Origin of the sequence: Vibrio sp. 10N.261.52.A1, from assembly GCF_002876325.1 — a bacterium.
Lineage (GTDB): Bacteria > Pseudomonadota > Gammaproteobacteria > Enterobacterales > Vibrionaceae > Vibrio > Vibrio chagasii.
Genome location: NZ_MCYD01000963.1, coordinates 1 through 4135 on the forward strand (window position 1 = coordinate 1; position 4135 = coordinate 4135).

The window sequence follows — 4135 nt, forward strand, 5'->3', positions numbered from 1 at the left end:
CAGATACAAAAATGCCAGCGGTTAGGCTGGCATTTAGTTTTAGTGATGGAGAGTTATTATTCCAATACCGCTCCATTAATTGAGCCTGCTGATAAAGCGTTGTTTACCAAGAAATCTGTAGCTTGTGTCTGCATGCTAATGTGATGGTTTAAATCTAGTGGCATAGGCGTAGTGTCATCTTGCGGAGCAACAAATGTACTATGCGATGCCACATCACTAAACTTAACAAAGTCTTTAGTGCCGTTTGGTGATGTATTGCTTGCATCTACCACCGTTAAGCCAAGTTTCGTAGCGAGCGGTGTTGTACCAGCAAAAGGTGCATCCGCAACAGTATTTGGCACTGTTTGGTCGTCTTGTGCTTGCCCCATATAAATAGGCATCTGAGTAGAAGCTGCTAGCAAGTAATCAACATTAGTGTATGGATCAATAGTGTCTAACACGGTTTGTGCCGCATAAGCGAACTGTTGGAACGCGGCCGTCATTGCAGCTAGTTGTTCCGGCGTAGCATTATCTTCAAACGTGCTATAACAAACTTGATCTGTTAAACCTGTACAGCTTGCAGAAGCGAAACTTGCGTAATCAGTAGAAGCACCCAAAGCTACATTATGCTTAACTTGCGGTCCAAAGAACGGTGAACCCAACAAAAGGTTAGATATTTGTCCACCAGAGTTTTCAATAGCTGCAGCACTGAAGCTATATAAAGCATCGGCATTTGTGCTTCCCAGCGAGCGATTTGAAGCAGCGACAGCAGTTGTTCCAACAATACCGCCTAATGAATGCCCCAAGAACTTAACCTGTGATCCAGCAAATGCTTTCAAAGGTGAACTAGCAAGTAAACCAGCCTGCAAAGAAGCAGTTAAAGAAGCTCTTAAGCCCATTACGTCGAGTGCACTTTGACGAACGTTGTCGCGAGCTACCGGAAGGTTAGCAAGGTTCAAGTAAGCCAACACATCTGCGTTTGCTGAACGGGTATCGTCTAGACTGCGCGTACCATGTATTGGTAAATCAATTGCGATAACTGCGACGCCGGCTCTCGCTAAATTGTAAGCGAACGCATAAGCATTTTCTTTAGCGGAGGTTATACCGTGTTGGTAAATAACCACATCAGTAGGATCTGCACCATTAGGTGTAAACAACAAAAACTCTACAGATTCTAATGATTTTACCTGAGGAACTGGAGAGTATTTAGTAATAACCCTTTCACTATCAAGCGGTGAGCCATCTGCTAGAGTAAGGTTTAGGCCAACCAGTTTAAGCTGTTCTGTTTGGTCAGTCGCTAATACACTAGTGTCGATACCTGCAGCAACTAATTGAGCAGCCATATTAGCTTGCTCGCTAGCATCGCTTAAAGCGTTTGATACTTTAGCTAAACTAGGCATACCTGATTCAAATGGCTGAGAATTCCATTCGCTAGTATTGGTTTCTAGGTAATAAGGTAACTGAACAAAACCCTGAGTAACATCAACGTTGTCAGTACCACCGTATAGCCCGTTAATCGCACCCTTTAGAGTAGCGATAGTTGTCGCGTCGCCACCTGCAACATATTTATCAAAGTCTGTATCGTTTGCTAATGCTGTAGTGAACAGTTCTGTAGAACCGAATTGCATTGTGTAAGCTGCCGTAAGATCGACAGAGTTAGGGTTTGCGCTGCCTTTCCAGACACCATTTAGGTTTGTCGCAGCCAATCCTGTTGCCGTAGCACCTTTAGTAGCAAATAGCGTGTCTCCAACAGACTCAGTAGTAAACCAAGTTGAATAAATGATGTTCTCTGTATCTAGGTTAATTGCACCTGCTGCTGTCGCGCCAGCGAAGATCTTCTCAACCCCTTGAGTGACTTGTTGAGCTTGCGCAAGGCTACCTTCGGTATAAATCACTGCACTCGATTTAAGTGCTGCGTAACTTGCTGACATACCAACAGGGTCACCATTCACATCCGTAAGTTCATTTGACAGTGCCAACACGTATTCACTGGATGCATCAAGTGAATCTTTAAATTCGATCGTGAACGTGTCGGTTGCAGAACTAGATTCGACCTCAAAATCATTACCTAGAGTCAATACCTTTGTAACACTTGGCGTGGTCTCAGATGTAAGTGAACCACTAAGTTTTAAAAGATAAACGCCACCAGTCGCAGCACCATCCGCTAATCCAGCACCTTCAAAATCCATGATGATCGGCATAGAGGTTGACCAACCGTCCATGGTATTCATTGCGGCAATAGGGTTGGTTAATGAGTCATCACCGCTAGTCGGCAGACCCAGTGTGCCGTCCGTAGTATCCATCAACGCAAAGCTTGGAAGAGGAACTGCGACATCTGCACCTGTTAACTGAAACTTGATGCTAGTCGCTTGTGCAAGTGAATCTTGAATATATTGTTCATATTGAATTGCGGTTGATGCGCCAGAGCTCGATGAGTCGTCACCACAACCAGCAAGAAACATTGCTGAAGCAAGCAGCGAAACATTAAATAACTTTTTCATGTTTTGTAATTCCGTTTAGTTGAAGGTGTAGTTCATTTGAATCGCAGATAGGTACGCAACTGCATCGCCAGAGAACTCAAGCTCTTGGCCTAGCTCATTGGTTTCTCTGAAGTCACCATCTTTACTTTGTACAAGGGCGAAACCAGCATCGAACGAAAGGTTAGGGCTGTACTGGTAAGTTAAACCTGCGCTGTACCAAAAACGGTCACTATCGGGGATACTTAATGTCGCTTCACCCGCTTGTTCGTCGTATGCAAGACCAGCTCGCAGAGTCCACGCTTGGTTCAGTTGATAAGTCGCACCTAATGAGTAACGGTTGTTATCGTCGTAGTGTTCAGTCTTTTTGAAACATTCACCATTTACACAATCTGGACTGGTTGCTTTAAGTTCTTTGAAGCTACTCCAACCCGTTTGCTGCCAACCATAGTGAATTGCCCACTGGTCAGTCAGTTGGTGAAAAGCGGAGATTTCTATAATCGAAGGTAATGTGATCTTAAGACGACCTGTTGTAGATGTAGCACTGCCTTGTACGATACTTCCGGTGTAATCGTTAAAGTCACCATCATCAAAATCTAGGTCGACTTCAGAACGATAGGCGATAGCGAAGCGATTGTTTTCGTTTAGCTCATATAGCGCACCAACGTTCCAACCGAATGCAAACGTTTCACCCGTCATGCTAATCAGCTTGGTAGAAGCAGGATCACCGGTAATGTTAGAAATTGAACCTTGGTGACGGTTCAGTTCTGCCTCAGCGTAAACAAAGTTCACGCCAGCACCAACGCTGATTTGTTGGTTAATTCGATATGCTACGTTTGGATTGATGTTAACAGAGATCAGAGAAGTATCACCGGCGAGATCACCAGCATAGATATCGTCTGGGTAGTCAGTCGCTACACCATAGTTTGAGAACATACCGATACCCCAAGCCCACTTTTCGTTGATTGGGCTGATGTAATAAGCGGCCGGAACGACTTGCAAAGGTGCAACGTCATTGGACTTCTGACTTTGACCGCCAGAACCCGGAACATTGTTCTGTGTAATATCTACTTCTGGATCAACGATAGAAACCGCGCCTGAAAATTGGGCTGTATCAAATAAGGTCATTGCGGCGGGGTTTCTTGCTAGTACACTCGCGTTGTCAGCTACTGCACCTTCACCTGAGAACGAGCGACCAAGGCCTGAAGCAGAATGCTCAGCAACTTGGAAGCCAGCGGCAAGCGAATTACATGCAAATAGCACTGATAGTGAAACGAGAGAGCGTTGTATTGTTTTCATCCTTGACCCTCCTAGGGCATCAAATTTCATTATTTTTGTTTGAAAACACACTGAGCATTTTTGGTGTTGAAGCTCTAATGTAAACAGCATGTTAAATTCATGTTTTATATAAAGTCAAAGAAAGAGTTGTTATTTTGTGAACTTATATTTTTAAGGGGCGGCACTTTAACATCAATATTATAAATGCAATCAATGATTTATTTGTGGTTGGAGGTGTGACCAGAACATTTATGCGCCATTGCGGTATAAATAGTGTTCAATAGCTCAATGTGTAACGATTTTGTTTCTGTTTACCGCAATTCCCTAAATCGGCATAATACTGGCTCATTTTGATGGTCTTTTAATTGGAATTTATAGTTTGGAATTACTCGCGATAGAGT

Annotated in this window: 2 protein-coding genes; both read right to left on the reverse strand. The window is 43.7% G+C overall.

Annotated elements, in window-relative coordinates; all coding sequences use genetic code 11:
• Positions 1–56: 56 nt before the first annotated feature.
• Complete coding sequence (locus tag BCT81_RS20890) at positions 57–2480, reverse strand: VolA/Pla-1 family phospholipase (RefSeq protein WP_102425697.1); 2424 nt, start codon at positions 2478–2480, stop codon at positions 57–59.
• 15 nt (positions 2481–2495) lie between these two features.
• Positions 2496–3755 carry an outer membrane protein transport protein gene (locus tag BCT81_RS20895; RefSeq protein WP_102425698.1) on the reverse strand — a complete coding sequence of 420 codons (1260 nt, stop codon included), beginning with the start codon at positions 3753–3755 and terminating at the stop codon, positions 2496–2498.
• Between the last annotated feature and the right edge of the window lie 380 nt (positions 3756–4135).

Excerpts from the sequence above, each read along its gene's own strand:
- BCT81_RS20890 (WP_102425697.1), bottom strand. The coding sequence starts at position 2,480 with ATGAAAAAGTTATTTAATGTTTCGCTGCTTGCTTCAGCAATGTTTCTT.
- BCT81_RS20895 (WP_102425698.1), bottom strand. The coding sequence starts at position 3,755 with ATGAAAACAATACAACGCTCTCTCGTTTCACTATCAGTGCTATTTGCA.